Source organism: Runella sp. SP2, assembly GCF_003711225.1.
In the GTDB taxonomy this organism is placed as follows: Bacteria; Bacteroidota; Bacteroidia; order Cytophagales; family Spirosomataceae; genus Runella.
In genome coordinates this window covers 5,699,494-5,717,829 of the sequence record NZ_CP031030.1, presented here as the reverse complement: position 1 = coordinate 5,717,829, position 18,336 = coordinate 5,699,494, and the positions used below count along the sequence as shown (strand labels likewise).

General features: G+C 42.4%; 9 protein-coding genes. 8 read left to right on the top strand and 1 reads right to left on the bottom strand.

The window, feature by feature from the left end:
* Positions 1-7 precede the first annotated feature (7 nt).
* The 6 genes from DTQ70_RS22975 (at position 8) to DTQ70_RS22950 (ending at position 14,090) form a co-directional block, all read left to right on the top strand.
* Entirely contained in the window at positions 8-2,677 is a 2,670-nt protein-coding gene (locus DTQ70_RS22975; RefSeq protein ID WP_122932975.1) for an ABC transporter permease, read from the top strand.
* 371 nt (positions 2,678-3,048) lie between these two features.
* Positions 3,049-3,378, top strand: a complete 330-nt coding sequence (locus DTQ70_RS22970; protein WP_028523458.1) for a helix-turn-helix transcriptional regulator — start codon at positions 3,049-3,051, stop codon at positions 3,376-3,378.
* A 3-nt stretch (positions 3,379-3,381) separates the two neighbouring features.
* Complete coding sequence (locus tag DTQ70_RS22965) at positions 3,382-6,018, top strand: ABC transporter permease (RefSeq protein WP_122932974.1); 2,637 nt, start codon at positions 3,382-3,384, stop codon at positions 6,016-6,018.
* Between the two features lie 90 nt (positions 6,019-6,108).
* Positions 6,109-8,739: an ABC transporter permease gene (locus DTQ70_RS22960; protein WP_229599996.1), complete on the top strand. Its 2,631-nt coding sequence runs from the start codon at positions 6,109-6,111 to the stop codon at positions 8,737-8,739.
* 90 nt (positions 8,740-8,829) lie between these two features.
* On the top strand, positions 8,830-11,451 hold the full coding sequence (locus tag DTQ70_RS22955; RefSeq protein WP_122932973.1) for an FtsX-like permease family protein: 2,622 nt from the start codon (positions 8,830-8,832) through the stop codon (positions 11,449-11,451).
* A gap of 2 nt (positions 11,452-11,453) precedes the next feature.
* Positions 11,454-14,090 carry an ABC transporter permease gene (locus tag DTQ70_RS22950; RefSeq protein WP_164490167.1) on the top strand — a complete coding sequence of 879 codons (2,637 nt, stop codon included), beginning with the start codon at positions 11,454-11,456 and terminating at the stop codon, positions 14,088-14,090.
* A gap of 82 nt (positions 14,091-14,172) precedes the next feature.
* Here DTQ70_RS22950 and DTQ70_RS22945 read toward each other — a convergent pair whose 3' ends face one another.
* Positions 14,173-15,030, bottom strand: coding sequence for a sugar phosphate isomerase/epimerase (locus DTQ70_RS22945; protein WP_122932972.1), 858 nt, complete (start codon positions 15,028-15,030; stop codon positions 14,173-14,175).
* Positions 15,031-15,261: 231 nt separating this feature from the next.
* On the opposite strand from DTQ70_RS22945, the gene DTQ70_RS22940 reads away from it, so the two are divergent.
* Positions 15,262-15,600, top strand: a complete 339-nt coding sequence (locus DTQ70_RS22940; protein WP_122932971.1) for a PadR family transcriptional regulator — start codon at positions 15,262-15,264, stop codon at positions 15,598-15,600.
* A 5-nt stretch (positions 15,601-15,605) separates the two neighbouring features.
* Complete coding sequence (locus tag DTQ70_RS22935; protein WP_122932970.1) at positions 15,606-18,245, top strand: permease prefix domain 2-containing transporter; 2,640 nt, start codon at positions 15,606-15,608, stop codon at positions 18,243-18,245.
* Positions 18,246-18,336: the final 91 nt, after the last annotated feature.

The following is an 18,336-nucleotide window of genomic DNA, read 5'->3' as shown; positions in this document are numbered from 1 at the left end:
TGCCCGTATGAAAAAGTCAACCAACTCTTTGCCAGACCAACCTCCCCGCTGGGCCGACCAACTTTTGGAATGGTTTGTTGCGCCACACTTACTGGAATACATTCAGGGCGACTTGCACGAAAACTTTCATAAGCGGGTGACAAAAGTGGGCCTTGCTCGCGCTCGCCGAGAGTATGTGTGGGCCGCATTTCATTGCCTAACCCCCTTTTTTACCAAACGACAAACCGTCAAATCTAGTTATTCTAACCAATCCTCTACAGTCATGTTATCCAATTATTTAACCATCGCTTTCCGCAACTTGTGGCGGCAAAAGGCATTTACGGCCATCAACATCATCGGTTTATCGGTAGGGCTTGCTTCTTGCCTGCTGATTGTACTGTATGTGTTGCACGAATTGAGTTACGACAGTTACCATGCGCACGCAGACCGTATCTACCGAATGACTTTGCACGCGCGTATGGACGAAAAAGACATCAATCTGGCCTATTCAACGGGGCCTTCGGGACAAGCCTTATTGCGCGAGTCTCCAGGTGTGGAGGCTGTTACTAGATTGCGGAAAGAGGGCGCTTTTTTGGTCAAACACGGCCAGGACATCATAAAAGAAGAAAAAATAGCGTTCGTGGATTCAAACTTCTTCTCGGTTTTCACGCTTCCGATGATGAAAGGAAATCCGAAAAATGCCCTCGCTGAACCCAAAACGGTAGTACTTACGAAAACAACCGCCCACAAGTATTTTGGTGAGGCTGATCCCATCGGGCAATCGCTTACCGTGGGAGATTTAGGACTTTTTCGGGTAACGGGTGTTTGCGAAGATGTTCCTTCCAATACGCATTTCCACTACGATATGTTTGGTTCGTTTGAATCGGTCAGAACAGGGGATAAATGGCTGGCAAGTGGCGCTTACACGTACGTAAAACTTCGAGAAGGGCATTCTCTTATGCAAGTAGAAGCCATCAGTCGAGGGTTTGTTGCGAAATACATCGCTCCCGAAATCAAAGAGTTTTTTGGCTTAGATTTTACCGAATTTCAGGAAAAAGGCAATCGTTTTGGCTTCCAATTTCAACCGATTACGGATATTCATTTGCATTCTGATTTGGACGATGAACTAGAAGCCAACAGCGATGCCAAGTACGTCTATATCTTTTCGGTTATTGCGTTTTTTATTCTGTTATTGGCTTGTATCAATTTTACCAATTTATCGACGGCAGGTTCGGCCAGTCGTTCCAAAGAAGTCGGCATACGAAAGGTATTGGGTTCGGTGCGGACGCAATTAGTTACTCAGTTTCTGACGGAGTCGGTCTTGCTCACTTTTTTTGCACTCGTGTTGGCTTTGGGGTTGGTCTTTTTGCTTTTACCCAGCTTCAATTTGTTATCGGGAAAACAGTTTACCGCCAGCGACCTCGTCAATGGACGGCTTCTCATCGGTGCTGTGGTGTCTTCTCTGGTAATTGGTTTGTTGGCAGGAAGTTATCCCGCGTTTGTACTAGCCTCTTTTAAGCCCATTACGGTGTTAAAAGGCAAACTGCAAATTGGTGGGCGGAGCGGTTGGTTGCGCAATGCCTTAGTAACCACGCAGTTTGTGGTATCGATTGGGATGATTGTTGCGACCATCGTGGCCAATCGTCAAATCCAATTTATGCAAAACAAAAAAGTAGGGTTTGACCGAGAACAAGTGCTGGTGCTGCACGATACGCACGTGTTAGGAGCAAAAGCTGACGCATTTAAAGCTGAATTGGCGAAATTATCGTCGGTTGTGAAAGTGGCATCTGCTGGTTTTTTGCCAGCGGGACACACCAGTCAAAGCGTTGACGGAGTTCAGGTTCAGGACGGAGCACGTACCGCCACGCATCGTACCAAAGGCTACTACATCGACGAAGAGTACTTGCCTACTTTGGGGATTGGCTTGGCGCAAGGGCGTAATTTTTCCAAAGCTTTTTCCACCGAAAATTCTTCGGTTTTGCTCAACGAAGCCGCCGTTCGGACTTATGGCTTCAAAAATCCGATTGGTCAGCAAATTTCTACCGTAGGCGACGGCTCAGAGGGTAGTAAACATACTTACACGGTGGTGGGCGTGGTCAAAGATTTTCATTTTGAATCGATGCACCAGCACATCGCTCCTTTGGTTATCTTCTATGGCAAAGACAACAATCAGCTCGCGTTACGCATTCAGACCAACGATATTCCGAGGCTTCTCCAAAAGATAGAACAACAATGGAAAGCCACCACTGATAATCCGTTTGCGTACTCGTTTTTAAACGAACGTTTTAGCAAGATGTACCAATCGGAGCAGCATATTAGCCAGTTATTTGGTGTTTTTGCAGGGTTGGCGGTGCTTATTGCGTGTTTGGGCTTGTTTGGACTGGCGGCCTTCACTACCCACCAACGTACCAAAGAAATAGGCGTTCGTAAAGTACTGGGCTCTTCCGTGACGGGCATTGTGACTTTGTTATTGACCGATTACCTCAAATTAATTCTTATTGCCACCCTCATTGCCTCGCCGATTGCGGGTTATACCATGAGTCAATGGCTACGCGATTTTGCCTACCGAATCGACTTGCCGTGGTGGGCTTTTGCGCTGGCGGGAGTGCTGGCTACGGTCGTAGCACTCTTGACGGTCAGTTACTTGGCGATTAAGGCGGCCTTGGTAAATCCTGTGAAGAGTTTAAGGGCAGAGTAACTTTTAAAAGGGGCAAATTTGCAATGAGTTAAACTTGCCTTTTGCCCCTTGCTTACTTGCTGATTTGTCTCTGTTCACCAGCGGACAAACCCTGTACGATTTCGGACACAGGTTTTTCAAAAGAGGCTGTCTCAAAAGTAACAGCTTACAAAATATTCTTTGGATTCAACCTCATCCCAACCCTTCTCCTGCTAGGAGAAGGGCTTTAAAAGTCCCCATCTCCAGAAAGGAGAGGGGGATTTAGGGGGCGAGGTTGAACAGATGCCGAAGATAATTTGGTTATACTAAGCTTTTGAAACACCTGTTTTTTTCATGGCATGGTTATTTGTTTAGCAAATAATAATGAAATACTAAAACACGCTAACATACCCATGGGGCGCTCTTACTTAGGTGAATTTGAAGAATTGGTTTTACTCACGGTCGCGGTACTGGAAGGAACGGCTTACGGCGTCACGATTGCGGCGGAATTAAAACAACGCATGAACAATCGTCTCATCAGTTTGAGTGGTGTTCATATTGCGTTGTACCGCTTGGAAGAAAAAGGCTTTGTCGTGTCTGAGTTGGGTGGCGCTACCTCCGAGCGTGGCGGGCGTCGAAAGCGCTTTTTCCGAATCACGGCATTGGGTAAACGTACCTTGGCTGAGATGCGACAAGTTCGTAATGAACTATGGGATGCCATTCCAAATCCTTCTTTTTCTTGAGTGATGGAAAAGCAGCCAACTCCTCCCCGTTGGGCCGACCGTTTTTTGGGTTGGTTTCTCCCCTCGGAGCTTTACGAAGAGCTTTTGGGGGATTTGCACGAGCAATTTGCGTTTCAAGCCGAAGAGGTTGGAGCGCAAAAAGCACGTTGGACGTATTTCTTTGAAGTCATCCGTTTTTGTCGTCCTTATTTTTTGAAACGCCGTTTTCGTGCCGATACTAAGTATTCAACCTCTTACACATACAGCCCCGCTATGATACGCAACTATTTTAAAATCGCATTTCGTAACCTGTTGAAATACAAAGGTTACTCGTTTATCAACATCTTCGGTTTGGCGACGGGCATGGCCGTAGCGATGATGATTGGCCTTTGGGTGTGGGATGAATTGTCCTACAACAAGTCCTTTAAAAATTACGACCGCATTGCTCAAGTGATGCAAAACGGATCAGTCAACGGAGATTTTTTCGCGGGAGGTCATATGCCAATTCCGTTGGGGAATGAACTGCAAACGATGTATGCTGCTGATTTTAAACATGTTGTGATGTCTTCATGGACGTATGAGCATATTTTGGCGTACGGCGACAAAAAGTTTACAAAACAGGGCAACTATTTAAGCCCCAATGCTCCTGATATGCTGTCGCTCAATATGCTCAAAGGCACGCGAGCAGGCTTGAAAGACCCTTCATCTATTTTATTGTCTGAATCGGTGGCGACGGCCTTATTTGGCGAGGAAGAACCCGTTGGGAAACTGATGAAAATAGACAATAAATTGAATGTAAAAGTGACTGGAGTTTACGAAGATCTACCCTATAATAGCCATTTCAAAGATATGACTTTCATTGCTCCGTGGGAGTTGTATGTATCGTCGGAACCGTGGGTGAAGCGGGCACAGGACAACGTAGAATGGAACAATAACTCGTGGGAAATGTTGGTGCAGCTTTCACCTACTGCTGATTTTGACGCCGTCACACAAAAAATCAAGGGCATCAAAATAAAGCATGTACCGGAAGTGGCTTCCTTTAAAAATGAAGTGTTCCTTCATCCGATGAGTAAGTGGCACTTATACACGGGCTGGGACAAAACAGGAAAGCCAGATGGCCGCATTCAGTACGTTTGGCTATTTGGCATCATTGGTGTTTTTGTGTTGCTGCTGGCCTGTATCAATTTTATGAATTTGAGCACGGCGCGTTCCGAAAAGCGCGCCAAAGAAGTCGGCATTCGCAAAGCGGTAGGTTCGGTTCGTTCACAGCTAATCAGTCAATTCTTCAGTGAGTCGCTGTTGGTGGTGGCCTGTGCTTTTGTCGTCTCTTTGGTATTGGTGCTTTTGCTACTCCCAATTTTTAACGAAGTGGCCGACAAGAAATTGGCGCTTTTATGGGCTAACCCTATTTTTTGGTTGTTGGGTATTGGCTTTAGCGTCCTGACGGGCTTAATTGCGGGCAGTTATCCGTCGTTGTATTTGTCTTCTTTCCAGCCAGTAAAGGTTTTAAAAGGCACATTTAGGGCAGGACGTTTTGCTTCAATTCCTCGCAAAGTGTTGGTAGTGATACAGTTTACGGTTTCGGTGACACTCATTGTTGGGACGACGATTGTGCTTCGTCAAATTCAATACGCCAAAAATCGCCCGATTGGCTACGATCGCAATGGGCTGATTACGGTAACGATGAATACGCCTGAGTTGTACCAAAACTATAATGCTCTCCGAGATGCGCTTATAAAAAGCGGCGGAGCCGTAGAAATGTCAACTTCATCTGCCCCCGCTACAAACCTAAACTCACAAAACGGCGGCTTTGACTGGGAGGGCAAAGACCCCAACTTTAAAGATAGCTTTGGAACCATTGCAGTGACGCACGATTTTGGAAAAACAATCGGGTGGCAATTTGTACAAGGGAGGGATTTTTCTCGAAAATTCTCGACTGATTCATCGGGCATGGTGCTTAACGAAACCGCTGTTCGTTATATGGGTTTGAAAAATCCAGTTGGTAAAATTGTTAAGTGGAACGGAAAACCTTTTCAAGTTGTCGGTGTGGTGAAAGACATGATGATGGGTTCGCCTTTTGAACCCGTTTATCAGACCGTTTTTATGATGGATTATGGGTGGGCCAATGTGATTAACGTCAAATTAAATCCTGCGTTGAGTGCGGGCGAATCGCTCAAAAAAATAGAAGCCGTATTTCAAAAATTCAATCCAGGAAGCCCGTTTGACTATAAATTTTCTGACCAAGAATACGAACGAAAATTTGCGGCTGAAACGCGTATTGGTCAATTAGCAGGGATTTTTGCGGCATTGGCTATCTTCATTTCCTGTTTGGGTTTGTTTGGGTTAGCGTCGTTTGTGGCCGAGCAACGCACCAAAGAAATTGGTATCCGAAAAGTACTTGGGGCTACTGTTCCCAACCTTTGGGGCTTATTGTCCAAGGATTTTGTCGTGTTGGTGATTATCTCTTGTCTTATTTCTACGCCGATTGCGTGGTATTTCCTCAACGGTTGGTTGCAAAAATATACCTACCGCACCGATATTTCGTGGTGGATTTTTGCGTTGGCCGCAGTGGGTGCCTTAGGAATCACGCTGCTAACCGTCAGTTTTCAAGCCATCAAAGCAGCGTTGATGAACCCCGTAAAGAGTTTAAAATCAGAATGATTTTAAAAGGTAAAATGCAAGTAGGCAAATTTGCAATGAGTTAAACTTGCCTATTTGCCCCTTGCCAACTTGCCTACTTAATTAAGCACCATGAAACCACCCGCTTGGCTCGACGCCTTGGTCAAACGATTTCTTCCTTCAGAGCTTTACGAAGAGCTGTTGGGGGATTTACACGAGCAATTTGGGTTTCAAATCAAGGAGTTTGGAGCGCAAAAAGCCCGTTGGATGTATTTCTTTGAAGTCATCCGTTTTTGTCGTCCTTATTTTCTGAAACGCCGTTTTCGTGCTGATACTCAGTATTCAACCTCTTTCACATACAGCCCCGCTATGATACGCAATTATTTCAAAATCGCATTTCGTAACCTATTGAAACACAAGAGTTATTCTGTTGTCAATATCATGGGTTTAGCTATTGGTTTAGCGGCAGCTATCTTGATGTTGCTCTATGTCAAAGATGATTTGAGTTATGATAAGTTTCATAGCCAAAGCCCCCATATTTATCGTATAGTGAGTGATTGGTATCATCCTGATGGTTCTCTCGGACACCGTGATGGTCTTTCTAGTAATTTGCAAGGCCCGCTATTTAAAGAGAAAATTCCTGAAATTAAGGAGTTTGTGCGCTATTCAAGCGGTTTTCGAGATATTAGAGCGAAGGGGGATGTAAAAAGCTTTGAGATGATATACACTGATAGCAATTTCTTCTCTGTTTTTGATTTTCCGCTGCTCATGGGTAATCCAAAAACGGCGCTGACAAAGCCTAATTCTGTGGTGATTTCGGAAGAAATGGCTCTTACTTTTTTTAATTCAACCGAAGTTGTTGGTAAAACATTGGAAATCAGCAGCAACAATCAGTTTAGTCCTTATCAGATAACGGGAGTGGCAAAAAAAAGCCCTCAAAATAGTTCGATTAAGTTTGATTTTTTATTGCCCAAATTTGTCAATCCCGAAGAAACTGTAGGGAGTGAATGGTGGCTCAATTTCTCTTTTCACACCTTTGTTTTACTCACCCCCAATGCTAGTATAGAAAATGTAGTGCGTAAAATGAAGCAAATTAATGAAACAGATGCGGCGCAGGCCAACAAAATTTTGGTTGACAAATATGAAATCAAAGATAAAGTAGTATTCAATTTACAACCTTTACCAGATATACATCTGAGCACTGATTTGCCAGCCCAATATGGCCTTGTAGATGCCAATAACCCTACTTATGGTTATATTCTATCGGCTATTGCTTTGTTTATTTTGCTCATTGCTTGTATCAATTTTGTTAATCTTACGGTGGCTCGGTCTCTGAAAAGAGCCAAGGAAATTGGAGTTAGAAAAGTAGTGGGAAGCAGTCGTAAGCAATTAGTGGGACAGTTTTTGGGAGAATCTTTTTTACTTAGTTTGATCGCTTTCGTATTTGCGATTTTGTTGGTTCAGCTCATATTGCCAACGTTCAATCTATTTGCGAATAAATCACTGTCCATTTCCTATCTTTTTGATGCTCAAATTTTATTAGGCTATGCCCTGATTTTTATTCTAACCTCCTTTTTAGCAGGTCTTTATCCCGCTATTGTTTTGTCGGGGTACAGCCCAGTTAAGGCATTGTATAAGCAAATGGCCTTTTCGGGTAAAAATTACCTACAGAAGTTATTGATAGTAGTTCAATTTGGGTTGGCTTCCTTGCTCATTCTTGTGACACTTAGCTTCTATGCGCAATTCAATTTTCTTATTAGTAAGGATTTAGGCTATGATGATAGCCACACTATCGTGGTCGAAAAATGGGATTTGACCAAAAGAACCGCTGAGGTTTTAAAAGAAGAACTCCTCAAAAATCCCAATATCCTGCAAGTTGCACCTAAAAATGGAGAGCATTGGGAAGATGTTGGTAAGATAAATGGAAATCAAAAAATTCAATTCGGTTTAGGCATAATTGATGAAGAGTTTTTGCCATTGTACAAAATTTCGTTAGTCGAGGGTCGGAATTTTTCAAAAGATTTTCCTGCGGATTCTGCGCAATCGGTAATCGTAAACCAAACATTCGTCAAGGCCGCCAACTGGACACACCCTCTGGGGCAAGTAATAAGTTACCCTTTCAACGATGGCCGAAAATTGAAGATTGTAGGTGTAATCAAGGACTACCATTATCAGGCACTTAACAATAAAATCAAGCCTCAGTTGTTTGTGATGCAAAGTACAGGCTTTGGGAGTTTAAATGTCAAAATAAAGCCCAATACCGAAATCAAGGCACTTGCTTACATTGAAAAAACCTTTAAAAAGCTTTTTCCAATCAATGCCTTTGCTTATAAATTCAAAGATTTAGAGAACCAAAAACAATACGAATCCGAAGAGAAATGGAAGAAAATTCTTCTTTTAGGGGCATTTCTAACCATTTTTATTTCATGTATTGGCCTTTTTGGGTTGGCAACCCTTTCGACCGAACAACGCACCAAGGAAGTGGGGATTCGCAAAGTACTGGGGGCTTCAGCGGCAAGCATTACTGCCCTTTTGTCCCAAGACTTTATCAAGGTAGTTGCTCTTTCTTTTATGGTTTCATTTCCAATTGCCTATTATTCTGTATCCGAATGGCTTCAAAACTATCCTTACAGAATCGAAATTGGAGTGATTGATTTTGTACTAACTGCCCTCATTACAATCATGGTTGCTTTGGCTACAGTCAGTTTTCAGACCATCAAAGCGGCGTTGATGAACCCCGTAAAGAGTTTAAAATCAGAGTAATTTTAAAAGGCAAAATGCAAGTAGGCAAATTTGCAATGAGTTAAACTTGCCTATTTGCCCCTTGCCAACTTGCCTACTTAATTAAGCACCATGAAACCACCCGCTTGGCTCGACGCCTTGGTCAAACTATTTCTTCCTTCAGAGCTTTACGAAGAACTGTTGGGAGATTTGCACGAGCAATTTGCGTTTCAGGCTGAGGAGTTTGGAGCGCAAAAAGCCCGTTGGATGTATTTCTTTGAAGTCATCCGTTTTTGTCGTCCATATTTTCTGAAACGTCGTTTTCGCATCGATACTCAGTATTCAACCTCTTACATATACAGCCCCACTATGATACGTAACTATTTTAAAATCGCTTGGAGAAATCTCCTCAAAAACAAAGTCTCTTCCTTAATAAATATTATCGGTTTGGCGTTAGGGTTGGCTTGTTTTATGGCAATTGGCTTGTTTATCTATGACGAAATAAACTTTGATAGATTCCATACGAAGGGTAAAGATATTTTTAGGGTTGTAGAAAAACAAAATATGGCTGGCGTAGAGTATGATATTGCCTGCTCTCCAGGGCCATTAGCTCCTGCATTGCAGGCTGAATTTGGCGAAGTAGTAGAAACTTGCCGAACGAGGAGATTAGGAAATAGAATGTACAAAATCAAGGATAAAATCATAGAAGTGGATGAGTCATACCTAACGGACAACTCTTTTTTCAATCTATTTGACTTCAAATTGATTTTAGGCGACAAAAAAACCGTTTTGCAGAATCCAGACGACATTGTTATTTCAGAGGTAATTGCAAAAAAACTTTTTGGAGATGATTGGAAATCCTTTTCTAACCTTATTGGTCAAACCATTTTTCTTAATGAAAAACGCCCTCTGAAATTGGTAGGTGTAGTCGAAAATGCTCCACTAAACTCACATATTCAATATGAAGTATTAATGTCGGTAAAAGAACAAGAGTCGCGGCCAGATAGGTTTAGATGGGACAACAATGACTATCATACTTATATTCAGCTAAATGATGCCTATAATTCCGATATACTTGGAAAAAAAATACGCAACTATTTACTCAAATATGAGTCAAATTTTAAATCTCAGTTAATATTACAACCCTTTCATGACATTTATCTCAAATCGGATTTTGATGCTCAGACCGACTGGAGTAAAACAAGTAATATTCTATATATTAAGATTTTTTCGATTGTAGCTCTCATCTTGTTACTCATTGCAGTATTCAACTTCTTTAACCTTACTACCGCTCAAGCCGTCAAACGTGCCAATGAAGTAGGCGTACGAAAAGCCATAGGTGCAGTGAGAACACAATTGATTTCTCAGTTTTTAATTGAATCAATATTGATGACCATTTTGGCCGTTATTTTAGCCTTGGTTCTTTTAAATTTTCTTATACCGTTGCTAAATAGTATTGCTCAAAAATCTATTTCAATCCCCTATTTCAATCCTTTTTTTGTATTATTTATAATATCAGGAGCTCTATTAATGGGGGTTATATCTGGCGTTTTCCCTTCATTTTATGTCTCCAATTTCGAGCCAATAAAAGTATTAAAAGGGCAATTCGTAGGTCAGTCTGGGCAGTTTATCCGTCGGTCTTTAGTAGTTATTCAATTCACCTTATCAATTGTTTTGATAATTGGAACAATGCTCATTTACCAGCAAATGTCCTTTATGCAAAACAAAGATTTAGGCTTCGATAAATCACAGCTAATTTCTGTTAAATTAAGATTTAATGCTCGACAGAATGTCCATTTAATAAAATCGGATTTGCTCAATGAAAAAAGCATCCATAATGTAGCTTTATCATCAAATACTCTGATAGATGTTACCAATGGCACTCATTCAATCAATTGGGAGGGACAACAAACGGATGAAACATTTTTAATGGGATTGGGTAATGTTGACGCCAATTATGTAAAAACAACTGGAATGAAGTTAATAGCAGGGCGAAATTTTGACTCGAAATTTATCTCAGATACAGCCACAGCATTTATCATAAATGAATCTGCTGCCAAACGTATGGGATGGAAGCCAGAGGAAGCTATCGGTAAAAATTTCAAACTTTGGAGTTCTTCGGGGCAAATTATTGGTGTCATTAAGGATTTTCATTTTCATAAGCTGAATACTGAAATAGAACCTTTCTTGTTACGCAGTTGGGCTAAAGAAGAGGGTTACAATACCTTGATGATAAAAACAAAACCTAACCAAAATAAAGAGGCGATTGCTGCGATAGAAAAAGTCTATAAAAAGTACGAAAAACATTCTGCACTTCATTTTGAATTTGTTGACAAAGCCCTCGAAAAACAATATTTAGCCGAGCTTCGGACGGGGAAAGTAATTCTGTTTTTTTCAGTTTTAGCCATCTTGGTATCTTGTTTAGGTTTATTTGGTTTAACCATTTTCAGTACCGAACAACGCATCAAAGAAATCGGTATTCGCAAAGTATTGGGGGCATCGGTCTTAAATGTAAGTGCTTTATTGTCAAAAGATTTCATCAAATTGGTATTAATAGCCATTGTCATTGCCTGCCCGATTGCCTATTATTTTATGGATAGATGGTTAGATGATTTTGCCTATAAAATCAATATTGAGTGGTGGGTTTTTGCCGCAGCGGATGCAGGCGCATTGATGATTAGTTTGCTTACTGTGAGTTTTCAGACCATCAAAGCGGCGTTGATGAACCCCGTAAAGAGTTTAAAAACAGAGTGATAATGCAAAGTAAACCACCCACTTGGCTTGATGCCCTGGTTAAACGATTTCTCCCTTCAGAGCTTTACGAAGAACTGTTGGGGGATTTGCACGAGCAGTTTGCGTTTCAAGCTGAGGAGTTTGGAGTGCAGAAAGCCCGTTGGATGTATTTCTTTGAAGTCATCCGTTTTTGTCGCCCATATTTTCTGAAACGCCGTTTTCGTGCTGATACTCAGTATTCAACTTCTTATACATACAGCCCCACTATGATACGCAACTATTTTAAAATCGCTTTTCGTAACTTGTTGAAAAACAAAGGTTACTCGTTTATCAATATCTTTGGCTTGGCGACGGGCATGGCCGTGGCGATGCTCATTGGTCTTTGGGTATGGGATGAACTGAGTTTTAACAAAAACTTCAAAAACTACGACCGCATTGGGCGAATAATGGTGCATAATGGCGAAGGAACGTACATGACAAACCCCATTCCATTGGCCGCCGAGCTGCGCGCTTCGTATGGTTCTGATTTTAAGTATATCGCCATGACTACCTCCACGCAGAAGTATGCGATATTGTCGGGGGATAAAAAGTTCTTTCAATCAGGGAGTTTTATGCAGCCCGATGCCCCCGAATTGTTTGGGCTGGATATGGTGTATGGAACCCGCGCGGCGCTTAAAGACCCTCATTCGGTTTTACTATCTGAATCGCTCGCCAAAAAGCTTTTTGGGGAAGAAAATCCGTTGGATAAAATCGTAAAGATAAAAAATCGGATGGAGGCAAAAGTGGCGGGCGTGTATAAGGATTTGCCCAAAAACTCAGAATTTCAAGACCTGACCTTTATCGGGCCGTGGGATTTACTGGCTTCTTTTATGAGTTTTATGAAAGAGCAAGAAAACGATTGGAACGATAATTCGTACAAAATCTATGTGCAGCTTGCTCCTCAAGTTGATTTTGCGGGTGTTTCGGCCAAAATTAAAGACATAAAACGGAAGCATTTGGATGCAAAGCGCGTCGCATACAATCCCGAATTGTTTGTTCACCCGATGAGCCAATGGCATTTGTATTCCAAGTTTGCCAACCGAAAAAGCGTGATGAGCGACCAGCTCGAATTTATTTGGCTGTATGGTATTATTGGCGTGTTTGTGCTGTTGTTGGCTTGCATTAATTTTACGAACCTGAGTACGGCCCGTTCCGAAAAACGCGCCAAAGAAGTCGGGATTCGGAAGTCGATGGGGTCGCTTCGCCAACAATTGATTGCGCAGTTTTTCGGCGAATCGTTCTTGGTTGTTTTTATTGCCTTGGGTTTTGCGTTGCTTTTGGTGCAACTGGCGTTGCCTTTCTTCAATGAGTTGGCCGATAAAAAAATAACAATGTTATGGTCAAATCCTGTTTTTTGGTTGTCAGTACTGAGCTTTAGCGTATTGACGGGCTTATTGGCGGGGAGCTATCCTGCGTTTTACTTGTCTTCTTTTCAACCGATAAAAGTGCTCAAAGGAATCGGTTTCCCGTCGTCGCGTTTGCGGAGAGGAGCCTTTGCACCGACGCCACGGAAAGTTCTGGTAGTGATGCAGTTTACCGTTTCCACTGTGTTAATCATTGGTACGAGTGTTATTTATCTCCAAATCCAGCACGCAAAAAACCGAAACGTGGGGTACGATAAAGAAGGACTGATGGCCGTCTATATGATTACACCCGACCTTTACCAAAACTACGAAGTGATTCGAAATGAACTACTTCAGTCGGGGGCGGTGACCAACTTGGCGGTTTCTTCTTCTCCGATTACGGATGTGTGGGAAAACCAAAGTGGGTTTGAATGGAAGGGTAAAGCCCCAGGCTTTGAAGATAATTTTGCGACTTTCCGGGTGACGCACGACTACAGCAAAATCGTAGGGTGGCGGTTTCGGGAAGGACGCGATTTTTCCAAGAAGTTTTCAACAGACTCTTCGGCCATTGTCATCAATGAGACGGCCGTAAAGTACATGGGCTTGAAAAACCCCATTAACGAAACCGTAAAATGGAACGGGAAAAGCTACGAGGTGATTGGTGTCATCAAAGACATTGTGATGGGTTCGCCCTTTGAGCCGATATTACCCACGGTATTTTTGTTGGATTACAACAACCAATACACGATTAACATCAAACTAAATCAGACAATGGCGACTTCTACCGCCGTTGGCAAAATAGCCGAGGTATTTCAAAAGTACAATCCTGCGGTGCCGTTTGATTACAAATTTGTGGATGAAGAATACGCCAAAAAGTTTGCCAATGAAGAACGTTTGGGTAAAATAGCCTCCATTTTTGCTATTTTAGCGATATTTATCAGTTGCTTGGGCTTGTTTGGGTTGGCGTCGTTTGTGGCCGAACAACGCACCAAAGAAATGGGGGTACGCAAGGTACTTGGGGCAACGACTGCCAATTTGTGGGGCTTATTGTCGAAAGACTTTGTAGTGTTGGTGGTTCTCTCGCTGTGTATTGCGTCGCCCATTGCATATTATTTTATGAGTCAATGGTTACAGAAATACACCTATCATACCGAGATTTCTTGGTGGATTTTTGCCTTAACGGGCGCAGGAGCTTTGATAATTACCCTCTTGACCGTCAGTTTTCAAACCATCAAAGCGGCGTTGATGAATCCTGTGAAGAGTTTAAAGTCGGAGTAGTTTTAAAAAACAGACGTTCCAAGTTTCAAAAACTTGGAACGTTTTTCTATTTTGCTACTTGCAAGTTTGCCCCTTGCCTCTTTTACTGCGAAGCTTTCACTCGCGTATAAATTTCACGGAAGTTTTTCGCGCTTTCGGCGATTTCGGGGCCGTTGTTTTCCCAGTGGTATTCGTATTCGGCCGAAATTGGGCCTTTGAATTTCTGACGTTTTAATTCACCAAGCACCGCTTCCACTTTACAGTCTCCCGTTCCCCAAATCACGTCGTGGTACTTTCCGTCGGGGGTATCTTTTTTGACGTCTTTGAAGTGCATACCAATCACGTGCCCGTTCAACTTTTTCAAACACTCGACGGGATCAAGTCCCGACCGCACCCAGTGACCAATATCGGCGCAAGCCCCTACGTATTTGCTGCCCGCAATGGCTGCAATGACCGTATCGGGGTGCCAGTAGCGTGAAGGTTTGGGGTGGTTGTGCAACGCTACGTTGATTTTGTATTCTTCTGCCAACTTGCGAACCATGAGCATTTGGGCCGCTGACGGCTCCGAGTTGATGTTCATCACGCCCATGTCTTTGGCAAACTCAAACAAAGTTCTCCATTCTTCTTCGGTTTTGGCCCCTACTACCCCGTAGGCCACAATGGTAATGCCTTTGTCTTCGATGAGTTTTTTTACTTGTTGACGCTTCGCGGCATCCATCGTAAAATCCATTTTTCCCTCAATACCGCCCCCGATGGTTTGACCTGGAAACGCCTCCACGTATTTCAGGCCGCAGCTGTCGATTTTGCGCAGGGCGTCGGCAAAGGAAAACAAACGAAACGAGTACGATTGAGCGCCTAAACGCCAACCTGCTTTGTCCTCAGGATTTTTTTGTGCTTGAACAGAAAATGCGCCCAACGAAAGCAACAGTCCGCACAAGAAGTATTTGGCAGTGTGTTTCATAAAATCAATGATTTGTTTTTTGGACAAAAGTAAGGAAGCGACTCTCTTTACCCTTTGAGAAGGGGTTTTTATCGGTGAATATCATTGTCCTAAAGCGTACAAACTTGTCCGATTATGGACAATCAAAATAAAATCGTAAAATATCTATTTATTTGATAATCAATTTGTTGTGTTGCTATTTTTTTACTGGCAAACTATTTGCTCAGCAAAAATAGAAATAATCAAATCCGAATGAAACGTACGTACTTAGGAGAATTTGAAGAAATCGTTTTACTCGCGGTAGCTGTCCTAAACGGCCAAGCCTACGGGGTATTGCTGATGCACGAAATCATTGAACAAACCGACCGCAGCGTTCGCTTGAATCAGGTGCATTCGGCCTTGCAGCGGCTCGAAGAGAAAGGAATGGTGCGCTCGGAAATGGGGGAGCCTACCAACGAGCGCGGCGGGCGCCGCAAACGCTTGTTTTCAGTAACGGCCTTTGGCCAGCGCACGCTCCAAGAAATCCAAGAAGTACGTGCTGGTTTTTGGGAACGTATGGCCAATCCCCTGAAACTAACGATGTCAATCTAAGTCTCATGCACCACAAACCACCCCGCCTCGCCGACCGCTTTTTGCAGTTTTTCTGTGCGCCCCACTTACTGGAAGAAGTGCATGGAGATTTGTATGAAGAATTTGAGTACCAAGTTGAGCGCGTGGGTGCGCGTCGCGCTCGTTGGCGTTATTGGCGCGATGTACTGGGCTTTTTTCAGCCACGATATATAAAACGAAAACCCTCTCAATACCCTCAAACGTATTTATTCAGCCTCAATATGCTACGTAATTATTTTAAAATCGCAGTTCGGAACCTGTTGAAAAACAAGGGTTATTCTTTTATCAATATCGGTGGCTTGGCTGTAGGTATGGCCGTGGCTATCCTCAGTGGGCTCTGGGTTTGGGATGAATTGAGTTTCAACCAATACCACCAGAATTATGCGCGGATTGCCCAAGTGATGATCAGAGAAACGGATGAAGGAAATGTAGGTTACTCTAATTCGGTGCAGTATCCGCTGGCAACAGAATTAAAAACGAATTACCAAAATAACTTTAAATATATTGTAACATCTTCAAATGCAGGAGATTATATTCTGACGGCAGGTGAGAATAAATTTTTAAGGAAAGGCCAGTTTATGGAAGCAAAAGCTCCCGAAATGCTTTCCTTAAAAATGATTTATGGTAGTTGGGCGGGTCTTAACGACCCTCATTCTATATTGATTTCGGCTTCTACGGCACAAGCACTATTTGGGGATACCTACCCACTTAATCAGGTGATGAAAATCAATAACAAATTAGATGTCACCGTCACGGGCGTGTACGAAGATTTGCCACTTAATTCAGTATTTAATGACATCAACTTTTTTGCACCGTTTGACTTGTGGGTATCGGACAATGATTGGGTGAGGGAATCTGCTAACAATTGGCACAACCATTTTTTGAAAGTTTACGTAGAAATTCAACCAACGACGGATTTTGAGCGCGTTTCTAAAACAATCAAAGATGCTGAACTGAAAAATATTGGTGACTTAAAAGACAAGGTCGCTGAAAATCCACAGGTATTTTTACATCCGATGCACAATTGGCATTTGTATCCGTTTAAGAACGGAGCCGTAAATCCCGAACCTACTCAAATGGTTTGGTTAATTGGTATTATTGGGGCATTTGTACTGCTATTGGCTTGCATTAATTTTGTCAATTTAAGTACAGCTCGCTCCGAAAAACGTGCCAAAGAAGTAGGTATTCGCAAAGCGATTGGGTCGGTTCAAGGTCAATTAATCAGCCAGTTTTTTAGCGAGTCTTTTTTAGTGGTACTGCTGTCTTTTTTTCTCGCTTTTGTTCTGCTGCTATTTACGCTCACTTGGTTCAATGATTTGTCTGCCAAAGCGATAAGTATACCTTGGACTAATACTTATTTTTGGCTATTTTGTCTGCTTTTTATTTTTGTAACTGGGCTGTTAGCAGGTAGTTATCCTTCTTTTTATTTGTCTTCTTTCCAACCTATCAAAGTTTTGAAAGGCATAAACGTTGTCAATCGCTTTGCGTTTACACCCCGAAAAGTCTTAGTCGTTTTTCAGTTTACCATTTCAGTTACCCTCATTATCAGTACGATTGTTGTGTATCGCCAAGTTCAATTTGCTAAAAACCGTCCTGTGGGCTATACCCGCGAAGGGTTATTGATGTTGGCCATGAAATCTGATGCTTTTTCGGGGAAACATGAGATACTTAGAACTGAACTGAAAAATACAGGTGCCGTTTCCGAAATATCGGCATCAATGGGACGAATGACGCAGGTGTCTTCAAACAATGATGGTTTGGAGTGGAAAGGAAAAAAGCCCGAGCAAGACAAAAGTTTCAGCACCTTAACCGTTTCCCATGAGCATGGCAAAACTGTAGGCTGGCAGTTTGTAAAAGGTCGAGATTTTTCGAGGAAGTATGCCACTGATTCTTCGGGTATCGTTATTAACGAGGCTGCCATGAAATACATGGGATTACAAAATCCTCTTGGCGAAACAATCAGCTGGAAGTTTCGCGAAAATACGGCCTACTTTCAAGTGATAGGTATTATAAAAGATATGGTAATGGAGTCTCCTTATGAGCCCGTTAAACCTGCTATTTTTTACATAAAACCCATTAATGGGAAGCCTAACTGGTTGAATGTCAAAATTAATCCATCTGTAAGTATCAGTCAGGCATTGCCAAAAATTGAGGCTGTTTTTAAGAAAATTGTTCCGACCGTGCCATTTGATTATACATTTGTGGATGAAGAATACAATGCCAAATTTAAAGCTGAAGAACGCATCGGAAAACTGGCTACTTTCTTCGCTGTCCTCGCTATTTTCATTTCTTGTCTGGGTTTATTTGGGCTGGCGTCGTTTGTGGCCGAGCAGCGCACGAAGGAAATAGGTATTCGTAAAGTACTAGGTGCGTCTGTTGTTGGTTTATGGCAAATGCTTTCCAAAGATTTTGTGGTATTGGTAATTATATCATGCCTGATTTCAGCGCCTATTTCTTACTATTTCATGGAGGGATGGTTACAAAAATATACCTACCGAACGTCGATTTCATGGTGGATTTTTGGCTTGACAAGCATAGGGGCGCTGACCATTACGTTGCTCACTGTTAGTTTCCAAGCCATAAAAGCCGCTTTGATCAATCCCGTGAAGAGCTTAAAATCTGAATAAAAAGAGAGGCAAAAGGCAAAATAGCAAAGGGCAAATTGGCAAAAAGTACCCCCTTATGCCCTTTGCCTCTTGTAAACTTGCCCTTTGCAAA

Bases quoted from the DNA above. Each gene is read 5' to 3' on its own strand.
- DTQ70_RS22975 (WP_122932975.1), top strand. From the start codon at position 8: ATGAAAAAGTCAACCAACTCTTTGCCAGACCAACCTCCCCGCTGGGCC.
- DTQ70_RS22970 (WP_028523458.1), top strand. From the start codon at position 3,049: ATGGGGCGCTCTTACTTAGGTGAATTTGAAGAATTGGTTTTACTCACG.
- DTQ70_RS22965 (WP_122932974.1), top strand. From the start codon at position 3,382: ATGGAAAAGCAGCCAACTCCTCCCCGTTGGGCCGACCGTTTTTTGGGT.
- DTQ70_RS22960 (WP_229599996.1), top strand. From the start codon at position 6,109: ATGAAACCACCCGCTTGGCTCGACGCCTTGGTCAAACGATTTCTTCCT.
- DTQ70_RS22955 (WP_122932973.1), top strand. From the start codon at position 8,830: ATGAAACCACCCGCTTGGCTCGACGCCTTGGTCAAACTATTTCTTCCT.
- DTQ70_RS22950 (WP_164490167.1), top strand. From the start codon at position 11,454: ATGCAAAGTAAACCACCCACTTGGCTTGATGCCCTGGTTAAACGATTT.
- DTQ70_RS22945 (WP_122932972.1), bottom strand. From the start codon at position 15,030: ATGAAACACACTGCCAAATACTTCTTGTGCGGACTGTTGCTTTCGTTG.
- DTQ70_RS22940 (WP_122932971.1), top strand. From the start codon at position 15,262: ATGAAACGTACGTACTTAGGAGAATTTGAAGAAATCGTTTTACTCGCG.
- DTQ70_RS22935 (WP_122932970.1), top strand. From the start codon at position 15,606: ATGCACCACAAACCACCCCGCCTCGCCGACCGCTTTTTGCAGTTTTTC.